The sequence below is a fragment of the Leisingera sp. ANG1 genome, from assembly GCF_000203975.2.
In the GTDB taxonomy this organism is placed as follows: domain Bacteria; phylum Pseudomonadota; class Alphaproteobacteria; order Rhodobacterales; family Rhodobacteraceae; genus Leisingera.
On the sequence record NZ_AFCF02000009.1, the window covers coordinates 327,763 to 343,555 of the forward strand.

A 15,793-nucleotide genomic window follows, 5' to 3' on the forward strand; every position below is an offset into this window, starting at 1 on the left:
TCTTCGGTTTCCTTCAGGATCCAACCCGCCAGCAGCAAGGAACAGACGGCGTGATCTCTGGCGGGCTGCCTTTGGCGGGACCCGGTGAAGACCAGGAGCTCTCATGACGGCACAAACCTCTGCGGAATGAACCGCAGGCAATTTAGGAGAGTTGCGATGGACCTGATCGCACAGCTGGAGGCGGAACAGATCGCCGCCCTGGGGAAAGAGATCCCCGACTTCAAAGCCGGTGACACCATCCGTGTCGGCTACAAGGTGACCGAAGGCTCGCGTTCGCGCGTGCAGATGTACGAAGGCGTTTGCATCAGCCGCAAAAACGGCTCGGGCATTGCCGGTTCGTTCACCGTCCGCAAGATTTCGTTCGGCGAAGGCGTGGAGCGTGTGTTCCCGCTGTTCTCGACCAACATCGACTCGATCGAAGTGGTGCGCCGCGGCCGCGTCCGCCGCGCCAAGCTGTACTACCTGCGTGCCCGCCGCGGTAAGTCGGCCCGTATCGCAGAAGATGCGAACTACAAGCCCAAGAAAGCCTGAGGAGCGGTATCATGAAAAAAGACACCCATCCCGATTACCACTTCATCGACGTCAAAATGACCGACGGCACCATCCTCAAGATGCGCTCCACCTGGGGTGCTGAGGGTGATCAGCTGGCCCTGGACATCGACCCGACCGTGCACCCGGCCTGGACCGGCGGCACCTCGCGCCTGCTGGACGCCGGCGGCCGCGTGTCCAAGTTCAAGAAGAAATACGAAGGCCTGGGCTTCTAAGCCGCCTGCCGTATTTTGCAGAACTCCCGAAGGCTGCCCCGGACGGGCAGCCTTCTTTCTTTTTCTCCTGACGCTGGGGCCGGATGCGCGCTCCGCGGGAAAGACAGCCCCCTCGTGAAACAAGCCCTGGCCAACGCACTGCAAGAGCGCGGATATGAAACCCTGACCCAAGTGCAGGAGGCTGTGACCCAGCCTGACGTGGAAGGGCGCGACCTGCTGGTGTCTGCACAGACCGGATCGGGCAAGACCGTCGGCTTTGGCCTGGCTTTGGCTCAGGACCTGCTGGGTGACGATGAGGCGTTTGGCGAGGCCGCGGCGCCGCTGGCGCTGGTGATTGCGCCGACCCGCGAACTGGCGCTGCAGGTGAAACACGAACTGGGCTGGCTCTACCGCGAGGCAGGCGCACGGATTGCCTCCTGCGTCGGCGGCATGGACATGCGCGATGAGCGCCGGGCCCTGGAACGCGGCGCCCATATCGTGGCGGCCACTCCGGGCCGTCTGCGCGACCATATCGCGCGCGGCTCCATCGACCTCAGCCAGGTACGCGGCGTGGTGCTGGACGAGGCCGACGAGATGCTGGACCTCGGCTTCCGCGAGGATCTGGAGTTCATCCTGGGCGAAGCGCCCGAAGACCGCCGCACCCTGCTGTTCTCCGCCACCGTTCCGCCGGCAATTGCCAGCCTGGCCGAGACCTTCCAGCGCGACGCGATGCGGATCAAGACCGCAGGCGAGACCAAGCAGCACGCGGATATCGAATACCGTCTGATGAGCGTCGCGCAAGCGGACGCGGAAAACGCCATCATCAACGTGCTGCGCTACTATGAGGCGCCCAGCTCCATCGTCTTTGCCAACACCCGCGCAGCGGTGAACCGTCTGGCCGCGCGCCTGACCAACCGCGGCCTGCCGGTGGTGACCCTGTCGGGCGAGCTGTCCCAGACCGAACGCAGCCATGCGCTGCAGGCAATGCGCGACGGGCGTGCCCGGGTTTGCGTGGCCACCGATGTGGCGGCCCGCGGTATCGACCTGCCGGGGCTGGAACTGGTGGTCCATGCGGAGCTGCCCTCGAACCACGAAACCCTGCTGCACCGCTCCGGCCGCACCGGCCGCGCGGGCCGCAAGGGCGTCAGCGCGCTGATCGCTCCGCCGAAAGCGCGCTCCAAGGCCCTGCGCCTGCTGAAATGGGCCAAGCTGACCGCTGAGCATTGCGAAGCGCCCTCTGCCGACGACGTGCTGGCCCGCGACGAAAAGCGGATGCTGGCCGATCCGGTCTGGCAGGAGCCGGTAGCCGAAAACGAACAGGCAGGCGTGCAGACCCTGCTGGACGCGTTTACGCCCGAACAGATTGCCGCAACCTATCTGCGCCTGTTCCGCAGCCGCCACTCGGCGCCTGAGGACCTGCGCCCGGCAGACACGCCGGAGCCGCGCAAGGAGCGTAAGGAACGCAAAGCCTTCGGCCCCTCTGTCTGGTTCTCCCTGTCGGGCGGCCGCGAGGCCGGCGCCGACCCGCGCAAGGTGCTGCCGATGCTGTGCAAGGCCGGTAATATCGACCGCGACGCCATCGGCGCAATCCGGGTGCAGGATAACGAAACCTTTGCCGAAATCAGCAAAGACGCGGTTGAGGGCTTCCTCAAGGCGCTGGACGGCAAGACAGAGCTGGAGCCGGGCGCTGTGCTGACGCAGCTGGCAGAGGCACCCGAACTGGCCCCTGCCCCGCGCCGCGGCCCCGGCGGGCCGAAGGGCGGCTTCAAAGGCGACCGGAAACCGCATCGCGGCAAGGACGATGGCGCCAAGCCCTACCGTGCCAAATCCGATCACCGCGAAGACAGCCGCCCGCCCCGCAAGGAATGGAGCGACAAGCCGGAGCGCAAGGAACGGAGCGACAAGACTGCAGGCAAGGACTGGGGCGGCAAGCCCGCGCGCAAAGACTGGGACAGCAAACCGGCCCGCAAGGAGGACCGCCCCAGCAAGCCCAAGCCGGCTGTGACCGCCAAGCCCAAAGGCGCATCGGATCCCTCCAAGCGGATGACCCGGCCCGGCGCACCCGCGGCCAAGCCGTTCAAGGCCAAAGGCCCCAAGCCGCCGGTCGGCAAGCCCAACAGCAAGAAGAACAAGGCGCGCGCCGCTGCAGCCGTGTCCGCAAAGGGCGGCAAGGGCGGCGACGCCCGCCCCAAGCGCAAGCCTGCGGGTCCTGCAAAACACAGGTGATACACTAAGTTTACCAGACTGCCCGCACCGCTTTTCTTGGCGGAATCCAGAGCCTATACAGGGGCCCAAAGCGAAAGACGTGCACAAAAGCACGAGCGAAGGGACCTGTACATGGCGCATATCATTGTCGTCGGCAACGAGAAGGGCGGCGCGGGCAAATCGACCGTTTCCATGCATGTCGCAACCACCCTGGCCCGTCTGGGCCACAAGGTCGCGGCGCTGGATCTGGATCTGCGGCAGCGCTCGATGGGGCGCTACCTGGAGAACCGCAAGGATTTCTGCGTCAAATCCGGCCTGGACCTGCCAATGGTGGAAATCCATGAGCTGCCGGAGATCGACCCGGCCAGCCTGCAGCCGGGCGAAAACATCTATGACCACCGGCTGTCAGCGGCAGTCTCGGCGCTGGAGCCGGGCCATGACTTCATCCTGATCGACTGCCCCGGCTCGCACACCCGCCTCAGCCAGGTGGCGCATTCGCTGGCCGACACGCTGATCACGCCGCTGAATGACAGCTTTGTCGACTTCGACCTGCTGGCGCATGTGGACCAGAAGGGCGAAACCATCACCGGGCCGTCCGTTTATTCCGAAATGGTCTGGAACGCCCGCCAGCTGCGCGCGCAGGCGGGGCTGAAGCCGATCGACTGGATCGTGATCCGCAACCGCGTCGGCACCCAGCGCATGGTCAACAAGGAAAAGATGGAACGCGCCATCAAGATGCTGTCCAAACGGATCGGCTTCCGCATCGCGCCGGGTTTTTCAGAGCGGGTAATTTTCCGCGAGCTGTTCCCGCGCGGTCTGACGCTGCTGGACCTCAAGGACATCGGCGTCAAGCAGCTGAACATCTCCAATATCGCCGCCCGGCAGGAGCTGCGCGACATGATGAAGGAAGTGAACCTGCCCGGGGTCGAGATCAGCATCTGACCCCGGCTGCGCGGCCGCTTAGCTGTCGCAGCCGCAGTTGCCGCGGTAGATCGTGTAAAGCTCCATCGGCTCTGCCACGCCGCGCAGCATGTAGCGGCCCAGGGACACCAGGTCATGATTGGTGCCCCGGGCCGCGGTTTTCACATCCTCGGACATGATGATGTTCTGGCCGACAGAGCGGTGCATGCCGGCAATCCTGGCGGTCTGGTTCACCGCCTGGCCGATCACGGTGAAATCCAGCCGGTTCTCGGCCCCGATATTGCCATAGAGGATGTCGCCTGCGTGCAGCGCCAGGGTGAAGCCGGCAGTCGGCAATTCCAGCTCCTCACGCTCAGTGTTATAGGCGCGCACCTTGCCGCACAGCTCATTGGCCGCGGCCAGCGCTGCGTGGGCGTCTTCTTCGATGCTGCCAAGATTGAACATCGTCAGCATGCCGTCGCCCATGAATTTGAGGATATTGCCGCCATGCGCCTGGATGGTTTCGACCGCCAGGCCGAAGTACCCGTTCAGCATCTCGATCAGCTCAGTCCCCGGCAGCCGTTCGGCCAGCTGGGTGAACCCTTTGAGGTCGAACAGGCAGATCACCGCGTCGATCTGCTGCGAGGAGCCGCGCTGGATTTCCCCGGACAGCACCCGGCGCCCGGCATCGCGGCCTAAGTAGACCTGCAGCAAGTCGCTGGCCATCTGCCGGTTGGAGGAGGATTTCAGCGCCAGCCCCAGATGCGGCAGGGTGGTGCGGATCAGGTCCAGCTCGCGGCCGGAAAAGCCGCCGGGGCGGTCAGAGGCCCAGGAGACCAGCATCCCTTCGCGCGGGTGGCGCGGATCATTGGGTTCGTCATCGGGCGGCGAGAAGCGAACGCCCTTGGCAAAGTAATCCGTTGCGCCGCGCTCCCGCAGTTCGGGCAGCAGGGGGAACTGTTCCGGCGCATTATCTTCCAGCCGCTCGCGAAACTCTTCCAGATTGTGCTCCAGGATGTGGAAGAATGGACTGCGCAGCCATTCCTCGCGCGGGGATTCGCGGTATTCGTAGTGTTCGTGGCTAATGCCGTCAGCGCGGGTCCAGTTGAAGCCGATGCCGCCGAACTTTGGGTGAAAAGCCCGCTGCGCCAGATGGAACCGCCACAAGGGCACCCCTGCATCAACCAGACGCTGGCAATACCCCTGCAAAAGATCCTGCTGCGGCGCCCCATGCAGGCCCTGCTCCATCAGCCAGGCAATCAGCGGCCCTGAATTGACATCAATCTGTATCATCGCTTCACCTTCAATCCCGCTGCTTTATCTGGGGGCTGGGCCTTGCAATGTCTATGGTTCAATCCCTGCTAAATTGCGCAGCATATACCGCAAAATTGCAACCTCGCCGGTGGTGAAGCGGGCGCAGATCCGTGTGTCGAACTCCAGCGCGTGCTCGCGCAGATCCTTATACGCCGCCTCACCGGCCGGGGTCAGCGCCAGATGTTCGGCCCGCCGGTCGTTTTCATCGCGGGTCCGGGTCACGAACCGCTTCTCCGACAGCTTGGCCACCGCGCGGCTGATCTTGGTCTTGTGGATCTTGGCGCGGCTGCCGATCTCCTTGGCGGTCATCTGGCCGTAGTTGCCCAGATGAAACAGCACCCGCCACTCGGTGCGCAGCATTCCGTAGCGGTTCTTGTAGTGCTTCTGGAACCCCAGCGAGCTTTCCTCGGCAGCGCGGTTCAGCAGGTAGGGCAGGAAATCCTGCAAAGCGAAATCATCTTTTTCGTTCATTTTCGTCCCCTCTCCCTTGTTAGTTACAAAAACAACTAATATCCCGCAAGCAGCAAGAGGAGAAACGCGCGATGAATCGGCCAGCCGATCCCCATGAAATGATCCAGGCCCCCTCTCTTCAGGGGCCGCACGAGGGCTATATGCCTGGCTTTGCAAACGACTTTGAAACCGAGGCGCTGCCCGGTGCGCTGCCGCAGGGCATGAACAGCCCGCAAAAGTGCAACTATGGCCTTTACGGCGAACAGCTGAGCGGCACCGCCTTTACCGCCGATGTGCCGGAGCGGACCTGGTGCTACCGCATCCGCCCGTCGGTCAAGCATTCGCACCGCTATGAGAAAACCGACCTGCCGCATTGGAAGTCTGCACCTTGCGTTGATCCGGACGTGATCTCGCTGGGCCAGTACCGCTGGGACCCGGTGCCGCATTCGGATGAAGGCCTCACCTGGCTCACCGGCATGCGCACCATGACCACCGCGGGCGATGTGAACACCCAGGTCGGCATGGCGAGCCATATCTATCTGGTCACCGAGTCGATGGTGGACAGCTACTTCTTCTCCGCTGATTCCGAGCTGCTGGTAGTGCCGCAGGAAGGCCGGCTGCGCTTTGCAACAGAGCTGGGCATCATCGACCTGGCACCGCAGGAAATCGCCATCATCCCGCGCGGGCTGGTCTACCGGGTCGAGGTTTTGGAAGGCCCCTGCCGCGGCTTTGTCTGCGAGAACTACGGCCAGAAATTCGAGCTGCCGGGCCGCGGCCCGATCGGCGCCAACTGCATGGCCAACCCGCGCGACTTCAAGGCGCCGGTGGCGGCGTTCGAGGACCGCGAGGCGCCCTCCACCGTGACCATCAAGTGGTGCGGCCAGTTCCATGAGACCAAGATCGGCCACTCGCCGCTGGATGTTGTCGCCTGGCACGGCAACTATGCGCCTTATAAGTACGACCTGACCACCTATTGCCCGGTCGGGGCGATCCTGTTCGATCACCCGGACCCGTCGATCTTTACCGTGCTGACTGCACCGTCCGGCGTGCCGGGCACTGCCAACATCGACTTTGTGCTGTTCCGCGAACGCTGGATGGTGGCCGAAAACACCTTCCGCCCGCCGTGGTACCACAAGAACATCATGTCGGAGCTGATGGGCAATATCTACGGCCAGTATGACGCCAAGCCGCAGGGCTTTGTGCCGGGCGGGATGTCCTTGCACAACATGATGCTGCCGCACGGGCCGGACAAGAACGCCTTTGAGGGCGCCTCGAACTCCAACCTCGGCCCGGAAAAGCTGGACAACACCATGTCCTTCATGTTCGAGACCCGCTTCCCGCAGCATCTGACCGCCTTTGCAGCCAAGGACGCGCCGCTGCAGGATGACTATATCGACTGCTGGAGCGACATCGAGAAGAAGTTCGACGGCACGCCCGGCCTGAAATGAAACGGTGAGGGGGCGCTGCCCCCTCTGGGCCGGTCCGGCCCATTCACCCCCGGAGTACTTCCGGAAAGATGAAAAGGATCTTCGGATCCGGAAACTGGAGACACTATGCCTCTGCTGAAATCCTGGGTGGCCTCGGCCAATGATGCGAACCACCCGTTCCCGCTGAACAACCTGCCTTACGGCGTTTTTTGGACACCTGAGAAAATTCAGACGCTCGAATGGGACACCCCTCGCTGTGGTGTGGCCATTGGAGACATGATCCTTGATGTGACCGCTCTCGAAGGCGAGTATTTTGAATATGGCGACCCAGTTTTCGATGCCGGGTGCTGGAACGGTTTCATGGAATTAGGCTCCGACATCTGGGCTGAATTCCGCGATAAACTTACGGAAATGCTCAAAGAAGGGTCAGCTTACCAAGCTGAGATTGAGCCTCACCTGTACCCAATCGCAGATGCCCAGATGGAACTGCCATTTGCGGTCAGCGAATACACCGACTTCTACGCCGGCAAAAACCACGCCTTTAACGTCGGGACCATGTTCCGAGGCCCGGAAAACGCGCTACCGCCAAACTGGCTGCATATCCCGATCGGCTATAACGGGCGCGCGTCGTCTGTTGTCGTCTCCGGCACTGATGTGCGCCGCCCCTGGGGCCAGCTGAAAGGCCCGAACGATGACAAGCCGCGGTGGGCACCCTGCGCGCGTTTCGATATCGAGCTGGAGATGGGCGCCATTGTCGGCACGCCCTCCGACGGACCGATCACCGTGCAGGAAGCGGATGACAACATCTTTGGCTATGTGCTGCTGAACGACTGGTCGGCGCGTGACATCCAGGCCTGGGAATACCAGCCGCTGGGACCGTTCCAGGCCAAGGCCACGGCCAACACGATCTCTCCCTGGATCGTGACCAAGCCGGCGCTGGAACCGTTCCGCTGCGACACGCCGGAACGCGAAGTGGAGCTGCTGGACCACCTGAAGGACTGCGGCCCGATGCTCTATGACATCGACCTCGAAGTGACCCTGGCGCCGGAAGGCAAGGCGGCGACCACCATCGCGCGGACCAACTACAAGGAGATGTACTACTCCGCCGCGCAGCAGCTTGCGCATCACACCACCTCGGGCTGCCCGATGAACGCAGGCGACCTCTTGGGCTCCGGCACCATCTCTGGCCCCGTCAAGGAAAGCCGCGGCTCGCTGCTGGAACTCAGCTGGGGCGGCAAGGAGCCGCTGACGCTGGACACCGGCGAGGAGCGCTCCTTCATCGCTGATGGCGACACGCTGACCCTGAAAGGCGCGGCCAAGGGCGATGGCTACACCATCGGCTTCGGCGACTGCACCGGCACCGTGCTGCCTGCACTCGAAGACCCCTACGCAAGATAAGGAAGACCACCATGGCAAAAGCTTTTGCGTCCCAAGGGGACCTGACCGAAAAGAAGATCACCTTTGATGAGATCGGCGAAGGGCTCTATGCCTTCACCGCCGAGGGCGACCCGAACTCCGGCGTGATCATCGGCGATGACAGCGTCATGATCGTCGAGGCGCAGGCCACCCCGCGGCTGGCGAACAAGGTGATAGAATGCGTGCGTTCGGTCACCGACAAGCCGATCACCCATGTGGTTCTGACCCATTACCACGCTGTGCGGGTGCTGGGCGCCAGCGCGTTCGGCGCGCAGCAAGTGATCATGTCAAATGCCGCATACAACATGGTGCTGGAGCGCGGGCAGGAAGATTGGGACAGCGAGTTCCAGCGTTTCCCGCGCCTGTTTGAAGGCCACGAAAGCATCCCGGGGCTGACCTACCCCACCACAACCTTCACCGATCAGATGACTGTCTTCCTCGGCAACCGCCGGGTCGACATCAAACAGATCGGCCGCGCCCACACTGCCGGCGACGCTGTCATTCATGTGCCGGACCAGAACGTGATGTTCACCGGCGATATCGTCGAATACCACTCGGCCTGCTACTGCGGAGACGGGCATTTCGCCGATTGGGGCCAGACGCTCGACAACATCAAAGCCTATGACGTGGACGCGATTGCCCCGGGCCGCGGCGATGCGCTGGTCGGCAAGGAGATGGTCAATGCCGCCATCGAGAACACCCGCGACTTCGTCGAAAGCACCTACCGCCCGGTTCAGCGCATCGCTGCACGCGGCGGTTCGCTGAAAGAAGCCTGGGATGCTGTGCGCGCGGAATGCGATCCGAAGTTCGCGGATTACGCAATCTACGAGCATTGCCTGCCCTTCAACGTCGCCCGCGCCTATGACGAGGCCCGCGGCATTGCGCATCCCCGCATCTGGACCGCCCAGCGCGATCTGGAGATGTGGGAGGCCCTGCAGGGGTGAGGCCCGTCCTGGAAACTGTCCGGGGGACAGTTTCAGGGCCGAACGGGCGGAGCCCAGGCAAATTTGCAACCGGGGCGGTTTGATCCAGATCGTATCGCCCCGGCAGAACCTGTGAGACGCTAGACCATCCTCCCGGCGTGCCCATGCCGGGAAGCGGTGAAGCTGTGCCTGACGGCACCCGGAAATTGGGAGGAGACCTGATGAACAAGATCTTTGAAGTCCCGTTGTACCCCTACGCGCGCCATGCGGATCAGGATGCTCCTGCGCCCGTGCGCCGCAAGGTAGTGGTGATCGGGGCAGGCCCCATCGGCCTGGCTACCGCCATCGACCTGGCGCAGCAGGGCACCGAAGTGGTGGTGCTGGATGACAACGACAAGGTGAGCTTCGGCTCCCGCGCCATCTGCTTTGCCAAACGGCCCCTGGAAATCCTCGACCGGCTCGGCTGCGGCCAGCCCATGGTGGACAAGGGCGTGCAGTGGAACGTCGGCAAGGTGTTCTTTGACGACCGTCAGGTCTATGACTTCAACCTGCTGCCGGAGGAAGGCCACAAGCGCCCTGCCTTCATCAATCTGCAGCAGTATTATTTCGAAGAATATCTGGTGAACCGGGTCCGCGAACTGCAAGAGCAGGGCGCGCCGATTGAGATCCGCGGCCGCAACAAAGTCTCGGCCATCGGCACCCATCCCAGCCATGTGACGCTGGAAGTCGACACACCCGAAGGCCCCTACAACCTGGAAGCCGACTGGCTGATCGCCTGCGACGGCGCCGGCTCCCCCACCCGGCAGATGCTGGGGTTGGATTTCGTCGGCCGGGTGTTTGAGGACAACTTCCTGATCGCCGATGTGATCATGGAGGCGGACTTCCCGACCGAGCGCTGGTTCTGGTTTGACCCGCCCTTCAACAAGGGCCAGTCGGCCCTGCTGCACAAGCAGCCCGATGGCGTCTGGCGGATCGACCTGCAGCTGGGCTGGGACATTGACAAGGAGCGCGAGAAGCGCCCCGAAAACGTGATCCCGCGTCTGCAAGCCATGCTGGGCGAAGACGTGAAGTTTGAGCTGGAATGGGTCTCGATCTACACCTTCCAGTGCCGCCGGATGGAGCAGTTCCGCCATGGCCGGGTTCTGTTCGCGGGCGATGCCGCGCACCAAGTCTCCCCGTTCGGCGCCCGCGGTGCCAACTCCGGCCTGCAGGACACCGACAACCTGTGCTGGAAGCTGCAGCTGGTGATGGACGGCACCGCACCGGAAAGCCTGCTGGACAGCTATGACATCGAACGCATCCATGGCGCGGATGAGAACATCCTGAACTCCTCGCGCTCCACCGATTTCATCACCCCCAAGTCGGAGATGAGCCGGGTGCTGCGCGACGCAGTTCTGGATCTGTCCGAACAGTATGAATTCGCGCGTCCCTTGGTGAACTCCGGCCGCCTGTCGGTGCCCTGCACCTATGACGGCTCGCCGCTGAACTCAGCCGATGCGCTGAACGGGCCGGAGCGCACCCGCCCCGGCTCCCCCTGCCCCGACGTGCCGCTGGCCGACGGGTTCCTGCTGGACAAGCTGGGAGACAGGTTCACCCTGCTGACCATCGACGCCGACGCCCCAGATGAAATTGAGGAATCCGGCATCAAGGTCACCCGGCTGGCGCTTTCTATCAAGGATGACAAGACGCTGGCGCTGAAGGACCGTTACCTCGGCAGCGCCGAAAGCGGCGTCTACCTGATCCGCCCGGACCAGCATGTGGCCGCCCGCCGCCCCGGCTTCGACGAAAACCAGTTCCGGCACGCGATCCGCCGGGCCATCGGCAAGGAGTGATCAAGATGACCGAAGACCAACTGATCCTGACCGCCAACCTCGAGCGCGCCGACGACTTCTATGCCGACCTGCTGGCCGCGCATGAGGATCTAAGCAAAGACGAGAGCGATGCGCTGAACGCGCGTTTGGTGCTGGTGCTGGCAAATCACATCGGGAAACGCGCGATCCTGAAACAGGCGCTGGCCGCTGCCGCGCTGAAAACCGGGGAGGACTCCGCTTGAAAATCGAACAGATCCACCACGTCGCCTACCGCTGCAAGGACGCCAAGCAGACGGTGGAGTGGTACAACAAGATGCTGAACATGGACTTTGTCCTGGCCATTGCCGAGGACCATGTTCCTTCCACCCACGAACCCGATCCCTACATGCATATCTTCATGGATGCAGGCAACGGCAACGTCCTGGCCTTCTTCGAACTGCCGACCAAGCCGGAGATGGACCGCGACCGCAACACACCGGTCTGGGTGCAGCACATCGCCTTCAAGGTGAAGGACCGCGAAACCCTGATCCAGTTCAAAGAGCATCTGGAGGCCAACGGCGTCGAGGTGCTGGGCGTCACCGACCACTCGATCTTCCACTCGATCTATTTCTTCGATCCGAACGGCCACCGGGTGGAGCTGGCCTGCCCCGACCCGGAGGAAGAGGCGCTGCTGCAAAAGCTCGACTCGGTGAAATGGGAAATGCTGGAGGAATGGTCCAAGACCAAGAAGGCACCCAAACATGCCGAATGGCTGCACGCCAAGGAATTGAACAAGGCCTGATAGACTCAAGCAGCCAAGGCAGCCCGGCGGGCTGCCTTCTCAGCACGGGAGACCGCCGATGGGCAGCACGATCCTTTATGACTACTGGCGCTCATCAGCCAGCTACCGGCTGCGCATCGCGCTGAACATGGCCGGGATCAGCTACACTTCGGTGCCGGTTGACCTGGTCAAGGGCGAACACAAGAGCCCGGAACATCTGGCCCGCAATCCGCAAGGGTTCGTGCCAGTGCTGGAGATCGACGGGCTGCGCCTCACTCAGTCGCTGGCGATCCTTGACTACCTGGATGAGACCCGCAGCCTTGGCCTGCTGCCCGCAGACCCCGGCCAGCGTGCCAGGGCACGGGCACTGGCGCATTCCGTCGCGGTGGATGTGCATCCGGTCTGCAACCTGCAGGTTGCGAAACACGCCACAGCCCTCAGCAGCGGCGCGGACGACATGCCCAAGGCCTGGATGCAGCAGTTCATCCGCCCCGGTCTGCAGGCGTTTGAAACCCTGCTGGAGGGCTTCAGCCAAGCGCCTTACTGCACCGGCGATGCTCCGGGGCTGGCCGACATCTGCCTGATGCCGCAGCTTTACAACGCCCGCCGCTGGGAAGCTGATTTCTCGGACCTGCCGCGGATCTGCGCAGTGGAGGCGGCCTGCGCCGCCCACCCTGCCTTTGCTGCAGCCAGCCCGGCCCCGCCAAGCTGACCGGGCCAGGCGTTCTGCCGCATCACAAGGAACGCAGCAGCACCTTGCTGGAATTCAGCGCCTGGGCGATCCGCTGGTAATGCAGCGCCACATCGCTGTTGCCCTCTGCCGAACGCAGCAGAACGGTTGTGGTGTCTTCCAGAATGGCCAGCGCCTTGGCGTTGGTTTCAGCCACACTTTCCTGCTTCACTGCCGCAACCGGGCGGCGCTTGGTCTCGCTGTCTGATGGCACAGTGATCTGCAGCCGGGGCTGTCTGTAGTCACGGTTCTGCCGGGACAGTTTGGCCAGTTCGTCGGAGGCCGTGACGAGCGCCTCACGTGCGGCCGCGTACTCACCCTGAGCAGGCAGATTTTTGACCAGCGCCTTCAGTTCCTTGGCCAAACAGTCCGTCCGGTAGGCGGTGCCAACAGCCTCGCAGGCTGCCGATGCAGTGCTGATCTGGGCAACAACAGCAGTGGTGACAGAGTTTGTCACCGAGGCCGGGCCAACCGGGGCCGCGGTGCTGGTACTGGTGCTTGAGCTTCTGACGCCATCCGCTTCCGCTGCATCGCCGCCGGCTTCCGCATCGCCGCCAAACTGGGAAGGCGACGGGGAGCCACGCACCTGTGCCTTGTGCACGTACACCGCAGCCTTTTCCTGCAATGCTGTCCGGCCAGTCACTGCGGCGGCTTCCGCCAGTGCCGGCGCAAGCAAAAGTGCGGCCGCCAGTGGCAATGTACAAACCGCCTTGTTTTTACTGCTGTTCATTGAACCCTCTTAACTTTGCCCTGCAGATGCAGGGTTTCTTGCCGGTGTGCGCCCTCTGACAGAGAACCCAGCCCGAACCTTTTCGCACTACATCCCCAAGGGACCGCCGGTAATTCCGATAATGTGATCCGAGGTCAACCCTGTAGCGTCGAGCAGAAGGATCTCGAAATCCAGCTCTGTTTCACTGCTGTCAATTGCGCCGATGTAAAGGCCGTCCGGGTGCTCATCAATGAACAGAGTGATGTCAAAGAACATGGCGCCATTGGCTGGTGTCAGTTCAAAATCGCCATCGTCGAGGGATATGCCGATATAGGCATCCCCTGAGGTGAGAGAGCTGAAGTCGATCTGATCCTGCGTATCGTCGAAGTCTGTGATCACGTCCAGGAAGTCGTCCCCGGCACTGGCGTCATCGAAACTGCTGAAGACAAACACATCAGCATCCGCACCGCCGCTGAGGATATCGGTTCCCACTCCGCCGGTCAGTGTATCGGCGCCGTCGCCCCCGGCCAGCACGTCATCGCCCGCGCCGCCATCAAGCTGATCCGCCCCGTCGCCGCCATCCAGCAGATCGCTGTCATCGCCGCCCTCCAGCGTGTCCTGGCCGGACTCGCCGGTCAGGATGTCCTGGCCTCCGCCGCCGCTCAGGCTGTCTGCTCCGGTTCCGCCGAACAGATCATCGTCCCCGTCATCCCCGAACAGCTGGTCATCGTCGCCGCTGCCATACAGGGTATCGTTTCCAGCCTTGCCGTACAGCATGTCATCGCCGTCGTCGCCGCGCAGCACGTCATTGCCGAAACCGCCCCGCAGCACGTCCTCGCCAAACCCGCCTTTCAGCGTGTCATCCCCCAAGTTGCCCCGCAGCGTGTCATCACCCTCGCCGCCTCTCAGCAGGTCGTTCCCGCCGCCACCGGCCAGTTCGTCGGCTTCTGCGTCGCCATCCAAGATGTCACTGCCGTCACCGCCTTCCAGCGTGTCCGCCCCGTCACCGCCCCCCAGCACATCGGCATCCTCACCGCCGTCAAGCGCGTCGTTACCCGCGCCGCCGCTCAGCGTGTCTGCGCCTTCGCCGCCTTCCAGCGTGTCAGCACCGTCATTGCCCTCCAGCACGTCGGCATCGTCACCGCCATCAAGCGCGTCGTTTCCTGCGCCACCGCTCAGCGTGTCTTCATCTTCTCCGCCCTCCAGCGTGTCAGCACCGTCGCCGCCCTCCAGCACGTCGTCGTCATCACCGCCATCAAGCGCGTCGTTGCCCGTACCGCCGCTCAGCGTGTCCTCACCTTCGCCGCCTCTGAGCAAATCATTCCCGCCGCCGCCGCTGAGGCTGTCGTCGCCGTCGTCACCGCTGAGGGTATCGGCGCTGCCGCCGCCAAACAGATCATCGCTGTCCCGCCCCCCGAAGAGGGTGTCGCTGCCGCTGCCGCCAGCCAGGGTGTCGGTGCCAAACCCTCCGTACAGGAGGTCCGCCCCGGATTCGCCGAAGACCGCATCAGCACCGTCATTGCCGGAAAGAGTGTCATCCGACAGGCCGCCCTTCAGGGTGTCATCGCCAGTGCCGCCGCCAGCCACATCGGCGTCCTCACCGCCCCACAAGGCATCCGCACCGTCACCGCCTGCCAGCGTGTCGGACGCATCACCGCCAAACAGCTGATCGCTGCCGGTTCCCCCGGTCAGGGAGTCAGCGCCGGTTCCGCCTGCCAGAGTGTCCGCACCTGAACCGCCGTTCAGCGTGTCTGCACCGCTGCCGCCGTACAGCTCATCACTGCCCGCGCCGCCATGCAATGTATCCGCACCGCTATTGCCATTCAGCAGGTCATGGCCGCTGTTGCCCCAAAGCAGATCCGCACCGGTCAGACCGTTGAGAGTATCGTTCCCGTCGGATCCGTTGAATGTGTCGTTCCCGCCGTAAAACAGCGCAAGGAACTCGTCCGTGGTAATGTCAGGGTCTGAAACAACGCTGCTGGCTTCCAGTTCCAGACCTGTCACCTCATACACCAGTTCCGTGGTGCTGCCGGTCTGATACTGGTGGTAGGATTCGATTGTGCCGGTAACCGTGAAACTGTTGTCCGAGCCGACAATCATCTGGAATTCTGCACCCTGCGCCGACCTGTACTCTGCACGAAAGCCGTCCTCCCCGGTAAACAGGATGGTCTCGCCCGTGACAAAGAATTCGGCTTCGATTTCGGTGCCGATAGCAAAGGGTTCGTAAAATGTAATCGTCGCCATCGCGGCCTCATCAAGAAAAATGCAGATGTTTCGCTTGTGCCCGGGTCAAATTCCCGGCTCACCGGGGCTTTGCCTTTAAAAGGAATCTGACGGCAGGTCTCCAACCGCTCCGGGAAAATTTATCTCAGTTCTCCAGCGCTCTCCAGACCGCCTCGCCAGCT

The 15,793-nt window shown here is 63.0% G+C and carries 15 protein-coding genes; 11 read left to right on the plus strand and 4 right to left on the minus strand.

The window, feature by feature from the left end:
- Positions 1 to 156: 156 nt before the first annotated feature.
- The 4 genes from rplS to GC1_RS17820 all read left to right on the plus strand — a co-directional run bounded on the left by rplS (position 157) and on the right by GC1_RS17820 (position 3,890).
- Positions 157 to 531, plus strand: coding sequence for a 50S ribosomal protein L19 (gene rplS, locus GC1_RS17805; RefSeq protein ID WP_019296661.1), 375 nt, complete (start codon positions 157 to 159; stop codon positions 529 to 531).
- 11 nt (positions 532 to 542) lie between these two features.
- A complete protein-coding gene (gene rpmE, locus GC1_RS17810) occupies positions 543 to 764 on the plus strand; it encodes a 50S ribosomal protein L31 (protein WP_019296662.1) in 222 nt (73 codons plus the stop codon).
- A gap of 114 nt (positions 765 to 878) precedes the next feature.
- The gene (locus tag GC1_RS17815; protein WP_036762122.1) at positions 879 to 2,969 is read left to right on the plus strand and encodes a DEAD/DEAH box helicase; all 2,091 of its coding nucleotides are present in this window, start codon (positions 879 to 881) and stop codon (positions 2,967 to 2,969) included.
- 111 nt (positions 2,970 to 3,080) lie between these two features.
- On the plus strand, positions 3,081 to 3,890 hold the full coding sequence (locus GC1_RS17820) for a division plane positioning ATPase MipZ (RefSeq protein WP_019296664.1): 810 nt from the start codon (positions 3,081 to 3,083) through the stop codon (positions 3,888 to 3,890).
- 18 nt (positions 3,891 to 3,908) lie between these two features.
- On the opposite strand, the gene GC1_RS17825 is transcribed toward GC1_RS17820, so the two are convergent.
- Positions 3,909 to 5,141, minus strand: coding sequence for an adenylate/guanylate cyclase domain-containing protein (locus GC1_RS17825; protein WP_019296665.1), 1,233 nt, complete (start codon positions 5,139 to 5,141; stop codon positions 3,909 to 3,911).
- A 51-nt stretch (positions 5,142 to 5,192) separates the two neighbouring features.
- A complete protein-coding gene (locus GC1_RS17830; RefSeq protein WP_019296666.1) occupies positions 5,193 to 5,633 on the minus strand; it encodes a MarR family winged helix-turn-helix transcriptional regulator in 441 nt (146 codons plus the stop codon).
- A gap of 71 nt (positions 5,634 to 5,704) precedes the next feature.
- Here GC1_RS17830 and hmgA point away from each other — a divergent pair, with 71 nt between their 5' ends.
- From hmgA to maiA, 7 genes are all read left to right on the plus strand, one after another.
- Positions 5,705 to 7,060 carry a homogentisate 1,2-dioxygenase gene (gene hmgA / locus GC1_RS17835; protein ID WP_019296667.1) on the plus strand — a complete coding sequence of 452 codons (1,356 nt, stop codon included), beginning with the start codon at positions 5,705 to 5,707 and terminating at the stop codon, positions 7,058 to 7,060.
- Between the two features lie 105 nt (positions 7,061 to 7,165).
- Positions 7,166 to 8,437 (plus strand): fumarylacetoacetase, encoded by a 1,272-nt coding sequence (gene fahA / locus GC1_RS17840; protein WP_019296668.1) that lies wholly within the window; start codon positions 7,166 to 7,168, stop codon positions 8,435 to 8,437.
- Between the two features lie 11 nt (positions 8,438 to 8,448).
- Positions 8,449 to 9,399, plus strand: coding sequence for an MBL fold metallo-hydrolase (locus tag GC1_RS17845; RefSeq protein ID WP_019296669.1), 951 nt, complete (start codon positions 8,449 to 8,451; stop codon positions 9,397 to 9,399).
- 200 nt (positions 9,400 to 9,599) lie between these two features.
- Positions 9,600 to 11,210 (plus strand): FAD-dependent oxidoreductase, encoded by a 1,611-nt coding sequence (locus tag GC1_RS17850; protein WP_029204851.1) that lies wholly within the window; start codon positions 9,600 to 9,602, stop codon positions 11,208 to 11,210.
- Positions 11,211 to 11,215: 5 nt separating this feature from the next.
- Positions 11,216 to 11,431 (plus strand): DUF2783 domain-containing protein, encoded by a 216-nt coding sequence (locus GC1_RS17855; RefSeq protein WP_036762139.1) that lies wholly within the window; start codon positions 11,216 to 11,218, stop codon positions 11,429 to 11,431.
- Positions 11,428 to 11,970 carry a VOC family protein gene (locus tag GC1_RS17860; protein WP_019296672.1) on the plus strand — a complete coding sequence of 181 codons (543 nt, stop codon included), beginning with the start codon at positions 11,428 to 11,430 and terminating at the stop codon, positions 11,968 to 11,970. The genes GC1_RS17855 and GC1_RS17860 overlap by 4 nt, the downstream gene beginning before the upstream one ends.
- Before the next feature lie 58 nt (positions 11,971 to 12,028).
- On the plus strand, positions 12,029 to 12,661 hold the full coding sequence (gene maiA / locus GC1_RS17865) for a maleylacetoacetate isomerase (protein WP_019296673.1): 633 nt from the start codon (positions 12,029 to 12,031) through the stop codon (positions 12,659 to 12,661).
- 22 nt (positions 12,662 to 12,683) lie between these two features.
- On the opposite strand, the gene GC1_RS22015 is transcribed toward maiA, so the two are convergent.
- Together GC1_RS22015 and GC1_RS22980 are read right to left on the minus strand one after the other, a co-directional pair.
- On the minus strand, positions 12,684 to 13,409 hold the full coding sequence (locus GC1_RS22015; RefSeq protein ID WP_019296674.1) for a hypothetical protein: 726 nt from the start codon (positions 13,407 to 13,409) through the stop codon (positions 12,684 to 12,686).
- An 87-nt stretch (positions 13,410 to 13,496) separates the two neighbouring features.
- A complete protein-coding gene (locus GC1_RS22980) occupies positions 13,497 to 15,632 on the minus strand; it encodes a calcium-binding protein (RefSeq protein ID WP_019296675.1) in 2,136 nt (711 codons plus the stop codon).
- Between the last annotated feature and the right edge of the window lie 161 nt (positions 15,633 to 15,793).

What these genes read in the sequence shown, in the direction of transcription:
- GC1_RS17850 (WP_029204851.1), top strand. Translation starts at nt 9,600, where the DNA reads ATGAACAAGATCTTTGAAGTCCCGTTGTACCCCTACGCGCGCCATGCG.
- GC1_RS17830 (WP_019296666.1), bottom strand. Translation starts at nt 5,633, where the DNA reads ATGAACGAAAAAGATGATTTCGCTTTGCAGGATTTCCTGCCCTACCTG.
- GC1_RS17825 (WP_019296665.1), bottom strand. Translation starts at nt 5,141, where the DNA reads ATGATACAGATTGATGTCAATTCAGGGCCGCTGATTGCCTGGCTGATG.
- rplS (WP_019296661.1), top strand. Translation starts at nt 157, where the DNA reads ATGGACCTGATCGCACAGCTGGAGGCGGAACAGATCGCCGCCCTGGGG.
- GC1_RS17855 (WP_036762139.1), top strand. Translation starts at nt 11,216, where the DNA reads ATGACCGAAGACCAACTGATCCTGACCGCCAACCTCGAGCGCGCCGAC.
- fahA (WP_019296668.1), top strand. Translation starts at nt 7,166, where the DNA reads ATGCCTCTGCTGAAATCCTGGGTGGCCTCGGCCAATGATGCGAACCAC.
- GC1_RS17820 (WP_019296664.1), top strand. Translation starts at nt 3,081, where the DNA reads ATGGCGCATATCATTGTCGTCGGCAACGAGAAGGGCGGCGCGGGCAAA.
- rpmE (WP_019296662.1), top strand. Translation starts at nt 543, where the DNA reads ATGAAAAAAGACACCCATCCCGATTACCACTTCATCGACGTCAAAATG.
- GC1_RS22980 (WP_019296675.1), bottom strand. Translation starts at nt 15,632, where the DNA reads ATGGCGACGATTACATTTTACGAACCCTTTGCTATCGGCACCGAAATC.
- maiA (WP_019296673.1), top strand. Translation starts at nt 12,029, where the DNA reads ATGGGCAGCACGATCCTTTATGACTACTGGCGCTCATCAGCCAGCTAC.
- hmgA (WP_019296667.1), top strand. Translation starts at nt 5,705, where the DNA reads ATGAATCGGCCAGCCGATCCCCATGAAATGATCCAGGCCCCCTCTCTT.
- GC1_RS22015 (WP_019296674.1), bottom strand. Translation starts at nt 13,409, where the DNA reads ATGAACAGCAGTAAAAACAAGGCGGTTTGTACATTGCCACTGGCGGCC.
- GC1_RS17845 (WP_019296669.1), top strand. Translation starts at nt 8,449, where the DNA reads ATGGCAAAAGCTTTTGCGTCCCAAGGGGACCTGACCGAAAAGAAGATC.